Source organism: Prescottella sp. GW823-FHT02E09 (assembly GCF_058797375.1).
The window spans coordinates 370960-387293 of record NZ_JBXAJP010000003.1 but is presented as its reverse complement, the minus strand read 5'-3'; the positions used below and the strand labels follow the sequence as shown (position 1 = coordinate 387293).

General features: G+C 70.3%; 20 protein-coding genes. 18 read left to right on the top strand and 2 right to left on the bottom strand.

All coding sequences use genetic code 11. The features are described from left to right. Window positions 1–17 precede the first annotated feature (17 nt). Window positions 18–863 (top strand): sugar phosphate isomerase/epimerase family protein, encoded by an 846-nt coding sequence (locus AC1RIF_RS09525; RefSeq protein WP_492601106.1) that lies wholly within the window; start codon window positions 18–20, stop codon window positions 861–863. Window positions 864–875: 12 nt separating this feature from the next. Here the strand turns inward: AC1RIF_RS09525 and AC1RIF_RS09520 are convergent, their stop codons facing one another. After that, window positions 876–1292, bottom strand: coding sequence for a hypothetical protein (locus tag AC1RIF_RS09520; protein ID WP_492601105.1), 417 nt, complete (start codon window positions 1290–1292; stop codon window positions 876–878). Between the two features lie 121 nt (window positions 1293–1413). On the opposite strand from AC1RIF_RS09520, the gene AC1RIF_RS09515 reads away from it, so the two are divergent. The 7 genes from AC1RIF_RS09515 (at window position 1414) to AC1RIF_RS09485 (ending at window position 6911) form a co-directional block, all read left to right on the top strand. Further along, entirely contained in the window at window positions 1414–2073 is a 660-nt protein-coding gene (locus AC1RIF_RS09515; protein ID WP_492601104.1) for a MerR family transcriptional regulator, read from the top strand. 14 nt (window positions 2074–2087) lie between these two features. Next, complete coding sequence (locus AC1RIF_RS09510; RefSeq protein WP_492601349.1) at window positions 2088–2954, top strand: thioesterase family protein; 867 nt, start codon at window positions 2088–2090, stop codon at window positions 2952–2954. Between the two features lie 81 nt (window positions 2955–3035). Further along, window positions 3036–3851: a pyrroline-5-carboxylate reductase gene (proC, locus tag AC1RIF_RS09505; RefSeq protein WP_492601103.1), complete on the top strand. Its 816-nt coding sequence runs from the start codon at window positions 3036–3038 to the stop codon at window positions 3849–3851. 137 nt (window positions 3852–3988) lie between these two features. After that, window positions 3989–4249 (top strand): helix-turn-helix domain-containing protein, encoded by a 261-nt coding sequence (locus tag AC1RIF_RS09500; protein ID WP_492601102.1) that lies wholly within the window; start codon window positions 3989–3991, stop codon window positions 4247–4249. Between the two features lie 210 nt (window positions 4250–4459). Further along, on the top strand, window positions 4460–4561 hold the full coding sequence (locus AC1RIF_RS09495; RefSeq protein ID WP_003402602.1) for a 30S ribosomal protein bS22: 102 nt from the start codon (window positions 4460–4462) through the stop codon (window positions 4559–4561). Between the two features lie 209 nt (window positions 4562–4770). After that, the gene (locus tag AC1RIF_RS09490; protein ID WP_492601101.1) at window positions 4771–5832 is read left to right on the top strand and encodes an NAD-dependent epimerase/dehydratase family protein; all 1062 of its coding nucleotides are present in this window, start codon (window positions 4771–4773) and stop codon (window positions 5830–5832) included. A gap of 29 nt (window positions 5833–5861) precedes the next feature. Next, entirely contained in the window at window positions 5862–6911 is a 1050-nt protein-coding gene (locus AC1RIF_RS09485; RefSeq protein WP_492601100.1) for a lysophospholipid acyltransferase family protein, read from the top strand. Here the strand turns inward: AC1RIF_RS09485 and AC1RIF_RS09480 are convergent. Then, window positions 6869–8014, bottom strand: coding sequence for an HAD family hydrolase (locus AC1RIF_RS09480; RefSeq protein WP_492601099.1), 1146 nt, complete (start codon window positions 8012–8014; stop codon window positions 6869–6871). The genes AC1RIF_RS09485 and AC1RIF_RS09480 overlap by 43 nt on opposite strands. Before the next feature lie 180 nt (window positions 8015–8194). Here AC1RIF_RS09480 and AC1RIF_RS09475 point away from each other — a divergent pair, with 180 nt between their 5' ends. The 10 genes from AC1RIF_RS09475 (at window position 8195) to AC1RIF_RS09430 (ending at window position 16330) form a co-directional block, all read left to right on the top strand. Beyond that, the gene (locus tag AC1RIF_RS09475; protein WP_492601098.1) at window positions 8195–8458 is read left to right on the top strand and encodes a glutaredoxin family protein; all 264 of its coding nucleotides are present in this window, start codon (window positions 8195–8197) and stop codon (window positions 8456–8458) included. A 208-nt stretch (window positions 8459–8666) separates the two neighbouring features. After that, entirely contained in the window at window positions 8667–9461 is a 795-nt protein-coding gene (locus AC1RIF_RS09470) for a redox-sensing transcriptional repressor Rex (RefSeq protein ID WP_492601097.1), read from the top strand. A gap of 7 nt (window positions 9462–9468) precedes the next feature. Then, complete coding sequence (locus AC1RIF_RS09465) at window positions 9469–10842, top strand: glutamyl-tRNA reductase (protein WP_492601096.1); 1374 nt, start codon at window positions 9469–9471, stop codon at window positions 10840–10842. Further along, window positions 10839–11855: a hydroxymethylbilane synthase gene (gene hemC / locus AC1RIF_RS09460; protein WP_492601095.1), complete on the top strand. Its 1017-nt coding sequence runs from the start codon at window positions 10839–10841 to the stop codon at window positions 11853–11855. Before AC1RIF_RS09465 ends, hemC begins: the two co-directional genes overlap by 4 nt. An 84-nt stretch (window positions 11856–11939) precedes the next feature. Next, window positions 11940–13505 (top strand): bifunctional uroporphyrinogen-III C-methyltransferase/uroporphyrinogen-III synthase, encoded by a 1566-nt coding sequence (locus AC1RIF_RS09455; RefSeq protein ID WP_492601094.1) that lies wholly within the window; start codon window positions 11940–11942, stop codon window positions 13503–13505. Between the two features lie 29 nt (window positions 13506–13534). Beyond that, window positions 13535–14536 carry a porphobilinogen synthase gene (gene hemB / locus AC1RIF_RS09450; protein WP_492601093.1) on the top strand — a complete coding sequence of 334 codons (1002 nt, stop codon included), beginning with the start codon at window positions 13535–13537 and terminating at the stop codon, window positions 14534–14536. Next, a complete protein-coding gene (locus AC1RIF_RS09445; RefSeq protein ID WP_492601092.1) occupies window positions 14533–15117 on the top strand; it encodes a hypothetical protein in 585 nt (194 codons plus the stop codon). The genes hemB and AC1RIF_RS09445 overlap by 4 nt, the downstream gene beginning before the upstream one ends. A gap of 79 nt (window positions 15118–15196) precedes the next feature. Further along, complete coding sequence (locus AC1RIF_RS09440; RefSeq protein WP_492601091.1) at window positions 15197–15613, top strand: hypothetical protein; 417 nt, start codon at window positions 15197–15199, stop codon at window positions 15611–15613. Next, window positions 15582–16088: a transport-regulating membrane protein Mce1N gene (gene mce1N / locus AC1RIF_RS09435; protein WP_492601090.1), complete on the top strand. Its 507-nt coding sequence runs from the start codon at window positions 15582–15584 to the stop codon at window positions 16086–16088. Before AC1RIF_RS09440 ends, mce1N begins: the two co-directional genes overlap by 32 nt. Next, a complete protein-coding gene (locus tag AC1RIF_RS09430) occupies window positions 16085–16330 on the top strand; it encodes a hypothetical protein (RefSeq protein ID WP_492601089.1) in 246 nt (81 codons plus the stop codon). Before mce1N ends, AC1RIF_RS09430 begins: the two co-directional genes overlap by 4 nt. Window positions 16331–16334 lie beyond the last annotated feature (4 nt).

Below are 16334 nucleotides of genomic sequence, written 5' to 3'. Positions count from 1 at the left end.
TCGTGGGGAGACCAGGAATGCCGGATCGGAAGATCCTCGTCGGGTTGTCCACGGCCTCGGTGTATCCCGAGAACACCGAGGCGGCGTTCCGGTATGCGGCCGAGGTCGGCTACGACGGCGTCGAGTTGATGGTGTGGGCCGAATCGGTCAGCCAGGACGTCTCGGCGGTCCAGCGTCTGGTCCGCAAGTACGCGGTGCCCGTCCAGGCGGTCCACGTGCCGTGCCTGCTGATCTCACAGCGCGTGTGGGGCGCCGACCCCGTCGCGAAGCTGGACCGTTCGGTCGCGACCGCGGAGGCGCTCGGTGCGTCCAACGTGGTGGTGCACCCGCCGTTCCGGTGGCAGCGCCGATACGCCGACGGGTTCGCCGACCAGGTGGCGGGTCTCGAGGAGAAGACCGGCGCCGTGGTCGCGGTGGAGAACATGTTCCCGATGCGGGCCGACAGCTTCTTCGGCGGCCGGGAGAAGTCGGCGGAGCGGCTGCGACGACGCGGGGGACCGGGTGCGGCGCTGTCGGCGTTCAGCCCGTCCTACGACCCCACCGACTCCGATCACCGGCACTACACGCTGGACCTGTCCCACACCGCGACGGCGGGCATGGATGCGATGGATCTCGCGAACCGGATGGGCCGCGGTCTGGCGCACCTGCACCTGGCCGACGGTCGTGGCGCCTCGATCGACGAGCATCTCATTCCCGGGCACGGCAGCCAGCCCTGCGTCGAGGTCTGCCGGCACCTCGTCGACAGCGGATTCGCCGGGCAGGCCGTCATCGAGATCAACACCCAGAACGCCCGCACCCGCTCCGAACGCGCGTCGATGCTGGGGCAGGCGCTGAGCTTCGCGCGCGAACACCTGCGCCGCTGATCCCACCCCGGTTCACAGCGCGGACACTCCCGCGCTGATCACCGTGATCCCCGAGATCACGAGCCCCACCGCGAGGCAGGCCGCGCCCACCCAGATCGACGCGAGCATCGGGCCGGGTTTCGCGGGGTCGCGTCCGAGGACGGACAGGAAGAACCCGGCGGGGATGAAGATCGCCGACACCAGCACGGCGATCGCGCCGGCCGCCGCCCAGCCGGGGCTCGCATCGACCACCGCGGTCAGGGTCGCCAGCACGAGACCGAGCGTGACGAGGACGCCGGCGTGGGCGTGACCCGCCCTGAAGAAGCTCTTCTGCAGGTCGTTGGCGCCCTGATGTCCGGTGAGGATGCGGAGCAGGAACGCGCCGCCGGACGCGATACCTACCACCGTGAGCACGGTGACGCCGACGACGATCGTGAGAACGGGATCCATGGTGAGCTCCTCGCGTGCGGTAGGCTCGAACCGAAACTGGATAGTTGAACTATCCAATCCGTATTCATCGTCGACCTCACGGCCGTGGGTGTCAAGAGTCGGCGCGGGCAGGAGCGGTGGGATGCGCGTCTCCGAACTGGTCGCCGTCAGTGGCGTGCCCCTCGCGACCGTCAAGTACTACCTCCGCGAGGGCCTGCTGATGCCCGGCGAGGCGAGCAGTGCGACGCAGGCCGAGTACGGCGAACGTCATGTCCGACGTCTGGCGCTCATCAAGGCGCTCGCCGGTGTCGGGCTGCCGCTGGGCAGGATCCGCACCGTCGTCCGCCTCGTCGACCGCCCCGCCGACACGGTCTTCGACACCGTGGGGCGCGCGCTCGCGGCGCTGCCGCCGTATCCGGCCGAACCGGCCGGGCAGGCGGACGACTACCCCCGTGCCCGCGCCGTCCTCGAACGGCTCGGGCAGGTGTACGAACCGACGTACCCTGCTGTCGCGCAACTGGATCGGGCTCTCGCAGCCGCCGAGGACGTCGGCATCCCGATGACCGACGAACGCCTCGACGCGTACGGCCGTCACATCCGCGGGATCGCGGAGGTGGACCTCGAGCTGATGCCCACCGACTCCGTCGAATCCGCGGTGGAGTACGCCGTCCTCGGCACCGCGATCTACGAACCCGTGCTCGCCGCCCTGCGCCGGCTCGCACACCAGGACATCGGCGCCGCGACGTTCGCGGGCCGCACCTTCGACGACTTCACCGACCCCGACAGACAGGACTACCAGTGACCCCCGACGACGCAGTGTCCGCCCACCCGTTCCGGGATCTGACCACCGTCACCCCGCAGGACAGTGGTCTCGACGGTGCCGCCGGCCGATACGGCGCCCACATCGACCCGATCTGGACCATCGGGCCCAAGGTCCACGGCGGCTGCATGATGGCGCTGTGCGCGGCCGCCGCGCGGCGCGAGCTGATCCGGACGGCGCCGGACGCGATGCCCGTCGACGCGGCAGTCCAGCCGCTCGCGGTCAGCGCCAACTACCTCGCGGCCCCGGACCCGGGCGACGTCGACCTGGTGGCGACCGTGCGCAAGCGCGGGCGGCAGGTCTCGCTGGTCGACGTCGAGTTGTCGCAGGCCGGTCGGCCCGCGGTGCACGCGGCGGTGACGCTGGGCGTCCCGGATGCGGGGGAGCCCCACTACGCCGAGGTGCAGTCGCTCGCGCAACTGCCGGCCGAGCCCACGTCCGAGGCGCACGTGCTCTCGAAGGACCACCCGATGGCCCAGATCGTGCACGTCTCGCAGGGGTGCGATTTGCGCGTCGACGGCTCGTCCGCCCACTTCCTGACCGGGAAGCAGGGCGAGCCGCAGGTCCGGATGTGGGCACGGCCGTGGGCGGCGGACGAGGAGGATCCGGCCACCGCGGCGCTGTTCGCGATCATGACCGGCGACATCTGCGCGCCGGTCACGATGAACCGCGGCATGTTCGGGTGGGCGCCCACCGTCCAGCTGACGACGTACCTGCGCCGACAGCCGGCTCCGGGCTGGTTGCGGGTGATGGCGAGTTCGACGGTGCTGGGCGACACCTGGTTCGAGGAGGATCACACCGTCCTCGACTCCACCGGCGCCGTCGTCGTGCAGAGCCGTCAGCTGGCCATGATTCCCCGCTGACCTCGCACCCGGGGACTGCTGCGTCACACCGCCCGGTACCGGGGGATTGCCCCGATCACGGCCCGTGGCAGGCTGGGCGGTATGACGAGAATTGCGGTGATCGGTGGCGGCAAGATCGGTGAGGCCCTGATCTCTGGACTGTTGCAGGGCGGTCACGCCACCCGAGATCTGGTTGTCGCCGAGTCGTACGAGCCGCGTGCCCAGGAACTGGCCGCGACGTACTCGATCCGCGTCACCACGATCGAGGACGCGGCCGAGGGCGCCGACGTGATCGTCGTCGCGGTCAAGCCCACGGACGTGGACTCGGTTCTGACGGCGATGAGCAAGGTGGACCTCGACGGCGAGCAGGAGCAGCTCCTGGTCTCCCTGGCCGCGGGCATCCCCACGGCGCGGTACGAGGTGAAGCTGCCCGCCGGGTTCCCGGTGATCCGGGTCATGCCGAACACCCCGATGCTCGTCGGGCAGGGCGCCAGCGTCATGGCGCCCGGACGCCACGTCAAGGCCGGGCACCTGGACCTGGTGCGCGGCATCCTCGCGTCCGTCGGCACGGTCACGACCGTTCCGGAGTCGCAGATCGACGCGGTGACCGCGGTGTCCGGTTCCGGCCCCGCGTACTTCTTCCTGGCCGTCGAAGCGATGATCGACGCGGGTGTCGCGCTGGGGCTCACCCGCGCGACCACGCGGGAACTCGTGGTGCAGACGATGGTCGGCTCGGCCGCCATGCTCGACCAGTCGGGCGAGAGCGCCACCGACCTGCGGGCGGCGGTCACGTCGCCGGGTGGCACCACCGCCGCGGCGGTGCGGGAACTCGAGCGCAGTGGTCTCCGGACGGCCTTCTACGAGGCGCTCACGGCCGCTCGTGACCGCTCGGCTGAACTCGGGGTGTCGCCCGAGTAGATCGCAATTGGCGATCTTGTTTGCAACACCCGTCGCACCAATCCCTCTGGTCCCGCTAAGCTCGTGTCAGCACGTGCGTGTCTGTTCCGCCGGAGGGGAAGCCGGCGGCGCGACATGTGCCGGAGGTAAGTGGACAGATGGGATCCCCTGAAAACCCAGCAAAGCCGGCCAAGTCAGACAAGTCCGGCAAGCAAGACAACCCCGGTGGCGCAAGTCTCGCCGGGACGCAGTTCCTCACCGTCGCGGAGGTCGCGACGCTGATGAGGGTTTCGAAGATGACCGTGTACCGGCTGGTGCACAGCGGTGAACTGCCCGCAGTTCGTGTGGGTCGGTCCTTCCGCGTGCACGCCAAGGCGGTGCACGATTATCTGGAGACCTCGTATTTCGACGCCGGCTGACCTGCCGGAATCGATAGGGTGAGCCTCGGTTTTCGTCGAGCTCACCCGCCCCGGTACGATCGTGAGTCGTCGTACCAGCCAGCCGGTGTCGTCAGGCGCTGGGGTCGTGAAAGCGACCAGTGGCAACGAGGCCTCAGCGCCAGAGGAAGACACAGGCGTACGTGACCGGCGTGCGCTGAACGCTATAGAAGACTGTGAGGAACACCCACCATGGGTTCAGTGATCAAGAAGCGCCGCAAGCGCATGTCGAAGAAGAAGCACCGCAAGCTGCTGCGCCGCACGCGCGTCCAGCGTCGGAAGCTCGGCAAGTAAGAACTTGCACCCGGATGCCCGTCACCGTCATGGTGGCGGGCATCCGCGTTTTTCGGTGTGCCATTTGTCGGGTGTGCGCGGCCTTCTCCGACGATCGTGTTGCCAGGGCGTAAAGGCTCGCGCGGAACCCTTGCCTCCCGTCGCGGATTGGCTAGGCTCCCCGAAGGGGCGAATGGACGGGGGTACGGGTGAGTCCTGACGAGCGGGGCGTGCAGCCACCGAAGGTGGTGCTGGTGACGGGCGCGAGCCGGTTCCCGGGCGGGTTCCTGGTGGCGCGGCTGGCCCAGGAGCCGGGCATCGAGCGGGTGATCGCGGTCGACGCCGTCTCGCCCAGCAAGGACATGATGCGCCGGATGGGCCGCGCCGAGTTCGTCCGCGCCGACATTCGAAACCCGCTCATCGGCAAGGTGATCCGCGGGGCCGATGTCGACACCGTCGTGCATGCCGCGACCGTCGCCCAGGCGCCCAAGTCCGGCAGCCGCGCGGCGATGAAGGACATGAACGTCATCGGTGCCATGCAGTTGTTCGCGATGTGCCAGAAGGCGCCCTCCGTGCGCAAGATGGTGCTGCGCTCCGCCTCCGCGGTCTACGGCGGCAGCCCCAAGGATCCGGCCAAGTTCACCGAGGAGATGGGCGCCCGGCGTCCACCGCAGGGAGCGTGGGCGCGCGACTGCATCGAGATCGAGGGCTACGCCCGAGGCCTGGGGCGGCGGCGCCCCGACATCGCGGTGTCGATCCTGCGGCTCGGACCACTGATGGGTCCGCGGTTGCACGGCTGGGTGGCGCGGTACCTGTCGTCGCCGATCGTCCCGAGCATCCTGGGCCGCGACGCCCGCATGCAGCTGCTCCACGAGGAGGACGCCCTCGCCGCGCTCGGCCGGGCCACCCTCGCCGGGCCGGCCGGAACCTTCAACGTCGCGGGGGACGGCGCCGTGATGATGTCGCAGGCGATCCGGCGGGCCGGCCGCGTCGAGGTCCCGATGCCGTTCTCGCTGTTCCGCAGCGCCGGGCGGGCACTGATGGGCTCGCAGATGCGTTCGTTCACGCGGGAACAGCTCGACTACTTCCACTTCGGGTGCGGGCTCGACACCACCCGGATGCGGGCCGAACTCGGCTTCGAGCCGCGGTGGACGACGATGGAGGCACTCGACGACTTCGTGCGCGGCACCGGGTTGACCCCGGTGATCCGGCCCGAATGGCTGGACCGGGCAGAATCGACTGTGCTCACGTTCGTCGGCGCACCAGGCGGGGTCGGACAGCACGACAGGTGAACCGCGGATCGAATGGGCAGGGGGCTCTGGTGAACGAGGTGGCGAAGGTGATCCCGCTGCACGGCGGCTCGGGTACCCGTCCGTCGCCGACCCGCGCGGCGCATCGGCGGCCGCTCGAGGGCGGCGCCGACCGCGTGTTCACGGCATCGGACGAGCCGGTCGGTGAGACCGGCGCCGGTGCGGGTGGTGCCGGAGCCGGCGAAGCCGACGGCGGGTCACTGCTCGACGGTCTGCGCGGTCGCCTGGTCGGACAGGTGACCGGTGCCGCGGGATTCGTCCGCCGCCGCCTCGCGGGGGACTACGAGGTCGACGAGTTCGGTTACGACCCGCACTTCGCCGACGGTGTCTTTCTGCCCGCGCTGCGGCCGCTGTTCGAGAAGTGGTTCCGGGTCGAGGTACGCGGCGTCGAGAACATCCCGGCCACGGGCGGCGCGCTGGTGGTGGCCAACCACGCCGGGGTGGTTCCCATCGATGCGCTCATGACGTCGGTCGCGGTGCACGATCACCATCCCCGGCATCGCGCGCTGCGGATGCTCGCCGCCGATCTGGCGTTCGAGATGCCCGTCGTCGGCAACATCGCCCGCAAGGCCGGGCACACGCTGGCCTGCCACCCCGACGCCGAGCGACTACTGCGCAGCGGTGAGGTCGCGGCGGTGTTCCCGGAGGGCTACAAGGGCATCGGCAAGCCGTTCTCCGAGCGCTACAAGCTGCAGCGGTTCGGTCGCGGCGGTTTCGTGTCCGCGGCGATGCGCGCCGGCGTGCCGATCATCCCGTGCTCGATCGTGGGATCGGAGGAGATCTATCCGAAGATCGGCGACATCGCCCCACTCGCGCGGCTGCTGAACATGCCGTACTTCCCGGTGACGCCACTGTTCCCGCACCTGGGGCCGCTGGGGCTCGTCCCGCTGCCGTCCAAGTGGTACATCGAGTTCGGGACGCCGATCGTCACCGACACCTACGACGTCGCCGAGGCCGACGATCCGATGGTGCTGTTCGAGGTCACCGACCACGTCCGCGAGACGATCCAGCAGACGCTCTACCGCCTGCTGGCGCAGCGTCGCAACGTCTTCATGGGCTGAACCCGACCCGGCTCCTGGCGGGCCGCGAGCTCGGCGATCAGTGCCCGGTCACGTCGACGGCTGAGGATCGCGCCCACCGCGCCGCCCACGGCGCCGAGCAGCAGGGCGGTCGGCACACCGATCTTCGCGGCCTTGCGTCCGGTACGGAAGTCGCGCACTTCCCAGCCGCGGTTCCGGGCGAGCTCACGCAGATCGGCGTCGGGATTGACGGCGACGGCGGTGCCGACGAGGGAGAGCATCGGAACGTCGTTGTAGCTGTCGGAGTACGCGGTGCAGCGCTTGAGGTTGAGGCCCTCGCGGACGGCGAGCGTGCGCACCGCGTGCGCCTTGCCGAGTCCGTGCAGGATGTCGCCGACGAGGCGGCCCGTGAACACGCCGTCCTTGCTCTCGGCGACCGTGCCCAGGGCGCCGGTGAGCCCGAGGCGTTTGGCGATGACCTGCGCCAGTTCGACGGGGGTGGCCGTCACGAGCCACACCTGCTGGCCTGCGTCGAGGTGCATCTGCGCGAGTGCGCGGGTGCCGGCCCAGATCTTGTCGGCGATGACCTCGTCGTAGATCTCCTCGCCGAGGCGGGCAAGTTCGGCAGTGGAGCGGCCCGCGACGAACGAGAGCGCCTTCTCCCGACCCTCCGCGACGTCGTCGCTGTTCTCCTTGCCGGTGACCCGGAACTTGACCTGCTTCCACGCGAAGTCGACCAGGTCGGCGGTCCTCAGGTACTTCCGGGCCGCGAGGCCACGGGCGAAGTGGATGATCGAGGCGCCCTGCACCATCGTGTTGTCGACATCGAAGAACGCGGCGGCGGTGAGATCTCGGGGGACCACGATCTCGGCCGGCGGTTCCGGTGCCTCGGGAACTTCGGGAGCCTCGGGGGCTTCGAGTGCCGCCGCTTCGAGAGCGGCCGCCTCGAGGGCTTCGGCCTCCTGGAGTGCCTCGGCCTCCTGCAGGGCGAGGGCGGCGTCGGCGCTGGCCTCGCCGGCGAGATTGGCGCGCAGTTCGGCCTCGCTCGGGCCCAGCAGATTCCGTATCCGGCGGCGGCCGGGGCGCAGAATCCCGGACAGGCCCACACCGAATCTCGCGCCGATCGGCAGTGATCGCCCAGGCACTCGCACCTCCTGCGTCGCAGACACCTCTGGCTCACCCTAGCCCGCGTGCAGGCCTCGATCCCGGCGGATCGAGGCCGGGTCCGCGACGTGTGATGTTCGTCTCGAAACGGAACGGTCTGCGGAGTGGCGTCGCGCGGGCTGTCCGGACGGTGCATCGCGCGGTGGTGAAGACTGATGCGCATGGACCAGTCGCGACACCGGATCACACTTCTCACTCGCGTCGGCTGCGGTGCGTGCGCGCCCGCCCGCGAAACGCTGGACGAGATCTGCCGCGAGTTCGAACTCGAACTGACCTGCATCGACGTGGACGCGGCTGCGGCCGAGGATCCCGATCTGCGGGCGGAATACGGGGACCGGCTGCCCGTCGTCCTGCTCGACGGCAAGGAGCACAGCTACTGGGAGGTTGACGAGGAACGGCTCCGCGCAGACCTCGCCGCGGGCTGACCTCGGCTCGACGGAAGCCGGGCTGATGGGGGAGTGGGAAGGGTCACCCTGTATCGAGGAATCCGGTCGCTTTGCAGGTGAGAGCACGTCCGGGGCCCGTTGAGCAACTTTGTGCATGGCTTCACAAGCGGTTACCGTGGTGTGAACAAACGCCCCGGACCTGTGCGAAGGCCGGGGTACACGGCCGGCCGGACGAGGAGCCATCGACGTGACCGAACAGCACCAGGCGCAGGGGGCGGTTGCCCGCGGCGTCGCCGGGGCTGCTCCGTCCGCTTCGCCCACTCCCCGGCGTGAGACGCCTCCGGCCGCGCAGTACCGGGACATTCCCCAGGCTACGGTGACGCGTCTGGCGACATACCTGCGGGTCCTCGGAGTGCTCGCCGACGAAGGTGCTCTCATCGTCTCGAGCGAGGAACTCGCCGCGGCCTCCGGTGTCGGATCGGCCAAGCTGCGCAAGGACCTGTCGTTCCTGGGCCCCAACGGGGTTCGCGGCGTCGGCTACGACGTCACCCGACTGCGGGCGCGCATCGAATCGGCGCTGGGCCTCGATCGTGGCCACCGTGTGGTGCTGGTCGGTATCGGCAATCTCGGGCGCGCACTCGCCGGCTACGGCGGCTTCGACCGTCGCGGATTCTCGATGGTGGGCCTGTTCGACCAGGACACCGACGTCGTCGGCGCTCGAGTCGGCGGTCTGACGGTCCGCGACGTGGCCGAGCTCGCCGACGCGTGCCGCGACCTCGAACCCACCATCGGTGTGATCGCCACGCCCGACAGTGCGGCCCAGGCCGTGTGCGACCTGCTCGTCGGCGCCGGCCTCCGCTGCATCCTCAGCTTCTCTCCGCTCGCGCTGGAGATCCCCGACCACGTCGAGATGCGTCGGGTCGATCTCGCCATGGAGATGCAGGTTCTGTCGTTCAATATGGCCCGCAACGAGGAGCAGTTTCCTCAGCAGGTTGCCGCCGCATCCGCGGCGGTCGCGCTTCGACCAGAAACGGATCGGTGATCAGGCCGTGAGTGTGCTTCTCGTCGGGATCTCGCACCGTAGCGCTCCCGTCTCCGTCCTCGAGCGGATAGCGGTCACCGATACGGACCGCCCGAAGCTGACGGACAAGATGTTGGCTTCGGCCCACGTCTCGGAGGCGATGATCGTCTCGACGTGCAACCGCATCGAGATCTACGCGGTCGTGGACGCGTTCCACGGTGCGCTCACCGAGATCGCCGATCTGCTCAGCGAGCATTCCGGCCTCGACCTCGCCGAGCTGCACAAGCACGCGTACGTCCGCTACAGCGAGGCCGCCGCCGAGCACCTGTTCGCGGTCGCCAGCGGCCTGGACTCGATGGTCATCGGCGAGCAGCAGATCCTCGGGCAGATCCGTGCCGCGTACGCGGCCGCCGACGCACAGCAGGCCGCCGGACGCGCACTGCACGAGCTGGCGCAGCAGGCGCTGCGGGTCGGCAAGCGGGTCCACTCCGAGACCGGGATCGACGCCGCCGGTGCCTCCGTGGTGTCCGTCGCCCTCGACCGAGCCGCAGGGATCCTCGGCGACGGCGGCCTGGTCGGCCGCACCGCGGTCGTGGTCGGTGCGGGCGCCATGGGCAGCCTGTCGGTCGCACACCTCACGCGCGCCGGAATCGGCCGCATCCTCGTCGTCAACCGCACCCGCGAGCGCGCCGAGCACCTCGCGGCCACCGCGGTCGGCAACGGCATCGACGCGATCGCCATGGGTTTCGACGAGCTGCCCGACGCGATGGCGCAGTCCGACGTCCTGGTCACCTGCACCGGCGCGGTCGGCTCCGTCGTCACGCTCGCCGACACCCACCGGGCGCTGGCCCGGCCGGGGCGCGACCCGAAGCGTCCGCTCGTGATCTGCGACCTGGGACTGCCCCGCGACGTCGAGGCCGCCGTCGCCGGGCTGCCCGAGGTGGTCGTGCTCGACATGGCCGCGCTGCAGCGTGATCCGGCCGCCGGCGCCGCCGCGTCGGACGCCGATGCCGCCCGCGGGATCGTGGCCTCCGAACTTGCTCAGTACCTGGCCTCCCAGCGGTTGGCCGAGGTCACCCCGACCGTGACCGCGCTGCGCCAGCGCGCCGCGGAGGTGGTCGAGGCGGAACTGATGCGACTGGATTCGCGGCTGCCGGGTCTGGAGGATCCGCAGCGCGACGAGGTCGCGCGCACCGTCCGCCGTGTCGTCGACAAGCTCCTGCACGCACCGACCGTGCGGGTCAAGCAGTTGGCTTCCACACCGGGCGGAGATTCGTACGCCGCCGCGCTGCGCGAACTGTTCGAGCTGCGCCCGGGTTCGGCGGAGGCCGTCGCCGCCCCCATCGATCTCGGTGAATTCACCAGCGGCCCCGATGTTTCAGGAAAGGATGCGCAGGCATGAGCACCGACGCTGTCCAGTCGCCGGCCGTCGCCTCGAGCATCGGCTCGCAGACCGACCCCACCACCCGCACCCTGCGGATCGGCACCCGCGGCAGCCTGCTGGCCACCACGCAGGCCGGGACCGTCCGGGATGCGCTGATCGCCGCGGGCCACCCGGCCGAACTGGTGATCATCAAGACGAAGGGTGACGTCACCGCCGGACCGGTGCAGCGCATCGGCGTCGGCGTGTTCGTCGCCGAACTGCGCGAGGCGCTCGCGGCCGGCGAGGTCGACGTCGCGGTGCACTCGTACAAGGACCTGCCCACCGCGCAGCCCGACGAACTCGTCGTCGCCGCCGTGCCGCCGCGCGAGGATCCGCGCGACGCGCTCGTCGCCCGCGACGGCCTGGTGCTGGGCGAGCTGCCGCCCGGTTCGCGGATCGGCACGTCCGCGCCGCGGCGCCGTGCCCAGCTGCGCGCCCTCGGTCTGGGACTCGAGATCGAACCGCTGCGCGGCAACATCGACACCCGCCTCGGCAAGGTCGCGTCCGGTGAGCTCGACGCGATCGTCATCGCCCGTGCCGGCCTGTCCCGCATCGGCCGCACCGATGCGATCACCGAATCGCTCGAGCCGGTGCAGATGCTGCCCGCACCGTCGCAGGGTGCGCTCGCTGTCGAGTGCCGTGCCGACAAGCCGGAGCTGATCGCGGTCCTCGCCGGACTGGACGACGCGGCCACCCGTGCCGCCGTCGTCGCGGAGCGCTCGCTGCTCGCCGAGCTCGAGGCGGGCTGCACCGCACCGGTCGGTGCGATCGCCGAGGTCGTCGAGTCGATCGACGACGACGGCCACGTGTTCGAGGAACTGTCGGTGCGCGGCTGTGCCGCCGCGATCGACGGCTCCGATGTGATTCGGGCATCCACGGTGGGATCGCCCGAGCGTGCCGACGAGCTGGGCCGCGCGGTTGCGCGGGAACTTCTCGAGCTCGGCGCACGCGATTTGATGACGATTGCCGAGGACGGTGATGCGGATGCTTGACGTCGTTGTCCGTCCGGGGGTCGATCGCAGGCCCGATTTCGTACTTGATTCCTATCGACATGAGACCGCACTGGAGAACTACCGATGAGCCGAGTCCGTAAGAACAGTCCCGGACGAATCCTCTTTGTGGGATCGGGACCCGGTGATCCGGCGCTGCTCACCGTCCGGGCGCGCGACGTTCTCGCGTCGGCGGCGCTGGCGTTCACCGACCCCGACGTCGACAAGGGCGTGACCGCGCTGGTCGGTACCGCGCTCGGTCGCGACGCCGAGACCGACGAGCCGATCGCCGAGGTCCGGCCCGCGCTCGGCGAGCCGGCGGAGGTCGCCAAGACGCTGGTCGCCGAGGCCAAGAACGGCCACGACGTGGTCCGTCTCGTCTCCGGTGATCCGCTGACCACCGATTCCGTGATCGCCGAGGTCTCGGCCGTCGCCCGCACCCAGGTGGTGTTCGAGGTGCTGCCCGGACTCCCGTCCGGTTCCGCGGTTCCGAGCTACGCCGGCATGGCGTTGGGCTCGGCCCACACCGAGGCCGACGTGCGCGGCGAGGTCGACTGGGCGGCGCTGGCCGCGGCTCCCGGCCCGCTGGTGCTGCACGCGAGTGCCGCGCACCTGGCCGAGACCGCGAGCGCGCTCGTCGAACACGGTCTGGCGCCGCAGACGCCGGCCGCGATCACCGTCCGTGGAACCACGCGTCAGCAGCGCACCGTCGAGGCCACGCTCGCGACCCTCAACGATGCCGGTTCCGAGCTGGTCGGCCCGCTGATCGTCACGGTCGGCAAGGTCGTCGCGCAGCGCAGCAAGATGTCGTGGTGGGAGTCACGCGCCCTGTACGGCTGGACCGTCCTGGTGCCGCGCACCAAGGAGCAGGCCGCCGACATGAGCGATCGGCTCGTCACGCACGGCGCGATCCCGATCGAGGTTCCGACCATCGCGGTCGAGCCGCCTCGCAGCCCCGCCCAGATGGAGCGTTCCGTCAAGGGTCTGGTCGACGGCCGCTACCAGTGGGTCGTCTTCACCTCCACCAACGCGGTGCGCGCGGTGTGGGAGAAGTTCGAGGCGTTCGGCTTGGACGCCCGCGCGTTCTCCGGCGTGAAGATCGCGTGCGTCGGCGAGGCCACGGCCGAGAAGGTGCGCTCGTTCGGTATCACCCCCGAGCTGGTGCCGTCGGGTGAGCAGTCCAGCGAGGGCCTGCTGGCCGACTTCCCGCCGTACGACGAGGTGTTCGACCCGGTCAACCGGGTCCTGCTGCCGCGCGCCGACATCGCCACCGAGACCCTCGCCGAGGGCCTGCGCGAGCGTGGCTGGGAGATCGACGACGTCACCGCGTACCGCACCGTGCGGGCTGCGCCGCCGCCGGCCGAGACCCGCGAGATGATCAAGACGGGTGGCTTCGACGCCGTGTGCTTCACGTCGTCGTCGACCGTGCGCAACCTCGTCGGCATCGCCGGCAAGCCGCACGCCCGCACGATCGTCGCGTGCATCGGACCCAAGACAGCGGAGACCGCGATCGAGTTCGGTCTGCGCGTCGACGTCCAGCCGGAGACGGCGCAGATGGGTCCGCTGGTCGAGGCGCTCGCCGAGCACGCGGCCCGGCTGCGTGCCGAGGGCGCGCTGCCTCCGCCGCGCAAGAAGTCCCGCGCCCGCCGCTGACCACTTCCGGTACAGGAGTAGCTGCACCCGTGTTCCCCACCCGCCGAGACGGTGACTTTCCCGCCCGCCGCCCGCGCCGACTGCGCGGCACTCCCGCGCTGCGCCGCCTCGTCGCCGAGACATCGCTCGAGCCAAGGCATCTCGTGCTTCCGATGTTCGTCGCCGACGGCATCGACGAGCCGCGACCGATCTCGTCGATGCCGGGCGTCGTCCAGCACACGCTGGACTCGCTGCGCGGCGCCGCCACCGACGCGGTGGCGGCCGGGGTGGGCGGGGTGATGCTCTTCGGCGTGCCGCGTACCGAGGACAAGGACGTCGACGGGTCCGGTGCGACCGACCCGGACGGCATCCTCAACCGGGGGCTGGCCGCACTGAAGGCCGAACTGGGCGAATCGACGGTGCTGATGGCCGACACGTGTCTCGACGAGTTCACCTCGCACGGGCACTGCGGTGTGCTGACGGCCGACGGCCACGTCGACAACGACGCGACGCTCGCACGGTACGTCGACATGGCGATCGCCCAGGCCGAGGCCGGAGCGCACCTGCTCGGCCCCAGCGGGATGATGGACGGCCAGGTCGCCGCGATCCGTGAGGGTCTCGACGCTGCCGGGCACGCCGACGTCGGGCAGCTCGCGTACTCGGCGAAGTACGCGTCCGCCTTCTACGGTCCGTTCCGGGAGGCCGTCGGTTCGTCGCTCGAGGGCGACCGCCGCACGTACCAGCAGGATCCGGCGAACCGTCGGGAGTCGATGCTCGAGGTGGATCTCGACCTCGCCGAGGGCGCCGACCTGGTGATGGTCAAGCCGGCGATGTCGTACCTCGACGTGCTGCGCGAGGTCGCGGACCGCTCCACCGTGCCGGTCGCGGCCTACCAGATCTCGGGCGAGTACGCGATGATCACGGCGGCCGCGCAGAACGGCTGGATCGACCGCGACGCCGCGGTCCTCGAGTCGCTGCTGAGCATTCGCCGCGCGGGCGCCGACATCGTCCTCACCTACTGGGCCGCCGAGGCCGCGGGATGGCTCGGATGACCGGGCAGCCGGGACCGCCGGAGCCCTGGCCGGGCAGCCCGCAGTACCCCGCGCCGATGCCGCCCGCCCAGCAGCAGGCCGAGAAGAAGCCGGTTCCGGCGGACGTGATCACGGCGTTCCAGTTGTGGTTCGTGGTGGCAGCGCTCGGCATCGTGTATCTCGTGTCGGCGCTGGCCTTCGCGTACGGCGACCGGGACGCGTTCGTCGACCAGGTCGTCGACGAGCTGTCGAAGCAGTCGGACAGCGTGATGTCGCGCGCGGACGTCGAGCAGCTCTTCGTGTTCGCGATCATCGGCACCGGTGTGTTCCTGGGCATCGTGCTCACCGGTCTGCTGGCACTGTTCGCCTTCAAGATGCGCAAGGGCAAGAACTGGGCGCGGATGCTGCTCACGATGATCGGCGTGTTCACGGTGTTCTCGGCCCTTCCCACGATCTTCGGGATCGGGGCCGGTACCGGTGCCGCGGCGCTGATCATGGGCGGCGCCGGGATCCTCCAGGCCGTCGCGGCGATCGGTGCGATCGTGCTGATGCACCGCAAGGAATCCAACGAGTACTTCCTCCACCTGCCGCCCGCACGCTGACGCGGTCCGCAGTGTCGGGTGTGTCTCGCTGTCCGGTCCTCCGCTCGTCTCGGGTCGATCGATGCCGCAGGATGAGGGGGTGAGTGTGTCGTCCCCCCGCGTGGTCTCCGTCGCCTACTGGATCTGGGTGCTGTGCGCCGCGGCGATGGTGCTGTTCGGACTGCTTGCGCTCACGACGTCCGCCGATGCGATCCGCGGACAACTCGGCGCCGATGCCGATACCTTCGTGTGGCTGCTCCGCGGTGTCGGCGGGGCGTCGTTGATCTTCGGACTGGCCATCGGGTTCCTGGCTGCGCCGGTGCGGGCGGGAAACCGAGGTCTACGGATCGTCGTCGTGGTGCTCTCGTCGGTCTTCGCGCTGGCGGCGATCGCCCTGTCGGCGATCGGGGTGATCGCGCCGCTACTGCTGTCGATTCCGCTGTTGCTGCTGGTGGCGAGCGTTCTGGTCTATCGGGAGGGTGCGCGTGAGTGGTTCCGCGACGAACGGGTCGGCTGAGCCGGAGGCTGCGCTGTTCCTGGAGGAGGGCGCCCGCTGGCGGGCGGTGGCTTACGGGCCCGTCTTCTGTGTGATCGCGCTCGTGATCGAGTTGTTCACCGGTCCGGTGGTGCACTGGTTCGCGTTGACGTTGTTCGCGCTGATCCTCGCCGGCATCGTCTACGTGCAGGTCGCTGCCGCCCGCCGCCATGTGAGCGTGTTGCTGACCGCGACGGCGCTGCGGCAGGGTGCGGAGGAGGTGCCGCTCGACGAGATCGGGGAGATCCTGCCCGAGGCCGATCCGTACGCCGACGAACCGGAGCCCTGGGAGAGTGCGCGCAGCCTCGGCGAGTTGTCCGGGGTGCCGCGGCGCCGTACGGCCGTCGGGTTGCGCCTGCGGGACGGTTCCCTCGCACAGGCGTGGGCGCGCGACGACGACGGTCTGCGGGAGGCGCTGACGGCGGCCCTCGCGCAGGTGCAGGGGAGGTCGGTGTGACGCGTCCGGTGGTGCTGGTGGCCGAGGCGGCGGGGGTCGTCGGGGCACTGCTGCTCGCCGCGTGGTGCGCGGTCCGAGGTGTGACCACTCATGTCTTCGAACCGGTCGCCCCCGACGCTCCGTCGTTCACCTCCGTCCGCTACGAGGGGTCGTGGATCACGGCCGCATTCGCGTCGGTGCTTCTCGCTGGGCTGCTGGCGCTCGACATCCGACGTCGACGACGCGGCACCCGGTACCCATAGGGGG

Coding starts and splice junctions, on each gene's coding strand:
- AC1RIF_RS09475 (WP_492601098.1), top strand. CDS start 8,195: ATGGACCAGTCGCGACACCGGATCACACTTCTCACTCGCGTCGGCTGC.
- AC1RIF_RS09525 (WP_492601106.1), top strand. CDS start 18: ATGCCGGATCGGAAGATCCTCGTCGGGTTGTCCACGGCCTCGGTGTAT.
- hemC (WP_492601095.1), top strand. CDS start 10,839: ATGAGCACCGACGCTGTCCAGTCGCCGGCCGTCGCCTCGAGCATCGGC.
- proC (WP_492601103.1), top strand. CDS start 3,036: ATGACGAGAATTGCGGTGATCGGTGGCGGCAAGATCGGTGAGGCCCTG.
- AC1RIF_RS09500 (WP_492601102.1), top strand. CDS start 3,989: ATGGGATCCCCTGAAAACCCAGCAAAGCCGGCCAAGTCAGACAAGTCC.
- AC1RIF_RS09495 (WP_003402602.1), top strand. CDS start 4,460: ATGGGTTCAGTGATCAAGAAGCGCCGCAAGCGCATGTCGAAGAAGAAG.
- AC1RIF_RS09455 (WP_492601094.1), top strand. CDS start 11,940: ATGAGCCGAGTCCGTAAGAACAGTCCCGGACGAATCCTCTTTGTGGGA.
- AC1RIF_RS09515 (WP_492601104.1), top strand. CDS start 1,414: ATGCGCGTCTCCGAACTGGTCGCCGTCAGTGGCGTGCCCCTCGCGACC.
- AC1RIF_RS09445 (WP_492601092.1), top strand. CDS start 14,533: ATGACCGGGCAGCCGGGACCGCCGGAGCCCTGGCCGGGCAGCCCGCAG.
- AC1RIF_RS09520 (WP_492601105.1), bottom strand. CDS start 1,292: ATGGATCCCGTTCTCACGATCGTCGTCGGCGTCACCGTGCTCACGGTG.